Annotated in this window: 1 protein-coding gene; it reads left to right on the forward strand. The window is 63.2% G+C overall.

Features of this window, described 5'->3' with window-relative positions; translation table 11 throughout:
• Positions 1–361: 361 nt before the first annotated feature.
• The coding region (locus ACXRVY_RS28160; RefSeq protein ID WP_458238850.1) for an AAA family ATPase at positions 362–1,598 on the forward strand (1,237 nt) is incomplete at its 3' end.

Raw genomic sequence — 1,598 nt, forward strand, 5'->3', positions numbered from 1 at the left:
CATCAGCACCGAGAGGATTTCGAATGCCCGGCCTCCGACACGCAGCGGCCGTCCATCAAGAAAGGCTTCGCGCCGTTCCAGGGAAATAGTGGCTTGGCCGAGTCGGATCATACGTTCCTCTGCTCTGCGTTGATGGGAAAACTGACTGAGAACGCACCCTAGGGGACGGCCTTGCATAATGCAATTATCCCGAGGGATAACACGCGGCGATTTCAGAGCGCAAAAACCACAGGCCGCGGGGGCCCTCAACGGCCATTCTGGTGCCAATGACGGACAGGATTGCTTGAGCGCAGCCCTCGGGCCAGAGCCTTGCGTATACTCCCGGGCTCAGCCCGAAACGAATCTTCAGCGGTGATTGTTCATGCCCAGCAGCCCTCTCTCAGCATCCGGTTCCCACAGTCTTGATGTCGTACACGATGAAGCCTGGCTGGAGCGTTGCACCTTCACCATACTGCGCCGGGAAAACGACCTGACCTGGTTCACGCTCCAGGATCGGGCATCGGGCACACGCTGGCTCGCCGCCCGGGCGCCGATTCAGCGGCCTGCCCTATGTCAGGGGCTGGAGCGCGATTTTCACCTGCGCCTGGATCCGGCCTGGGCGATTGCCCCTGTCGCGTTCATCCGCTCGGCCGAGGGGCCTTTGTTGATATATCCCGCGTCTGGAGTGCCGCTGGCTGATTTGATCAGTGACACAGGGYTGCCACTGGCACGCTTGCTGGCCATCGCCGTAGCCGCGGCCAACGCGCTGGCGAGCGCCCGGAAGATGGGTGTGCGACATGCCAGCCTGCTACCCCACCACTTGGTGGTGGATGCGGCCGACTCGGTCAGACTACTGAGTGTTCACAGCCATGCCGGGGAGGCGCCCGCCGTTGAACTGCCCGGCCTGGAGCAATGGCCTTATCTGGCCCCCGAGCAGGTACGACGCGATGCCGCCAGTTTTGATGCGCGCAGCGATGTCTACGCGCTGACCGCGATTCTTTATCAGGCACTGACCGGCCGCCTGCCGCTCACCGCCCGCGACCCGTCCCAATGGCTGCACGTGCATGCCGCTGTCCAGCCGGAATCACCGGCGATTCATGTCACCGATCTGCCGGAAGGCATCTGCCGAGTGCTGCTCAAAGGCCTGGCGAAAGAATCGGGTGCCCGCTACCAGAGTGCCGAATCAATGGCCGTGGATCTGGCCTGGTGCCAACAGCAGTGGCTGGAACATGAGCGTATCGACGCGTTCCGCCTGGGCGCTTTCGATGCGCTGCCTTCCTCGGCCCGCGGCGATGTGCTGTTCGGTCGAGAGGCCGAACGCACGCAGTTGGTCGAGCTGATGCATCAGGTGGGCAGCGATGGCATCGCCCGGGTCCTGCTGGTCGGTGGTGCGCCGGGCGCCGGCAAATCGACGCTGATCCATCAGGGTGTCCGGCCCCTGGCGCCCGGCTTCTGGGCCAGTGGCAAGAGCAATCTGTTGCAGCAGGAAATTCCATTTGCACCCTTGGCAGAAATCTTCAAGTCGCTGATGACCCAGTTGCTGGGCAAGCCGGCTCTGGAGTTGCAGACGCTGGGCGAGCAACTGGTCGAACGGCTTAAGGGGCGGGGCAGGCTTCTGG

The organism is Pseudomonas sp. P5_A2_2 (genome assembly GCF_054177685.1).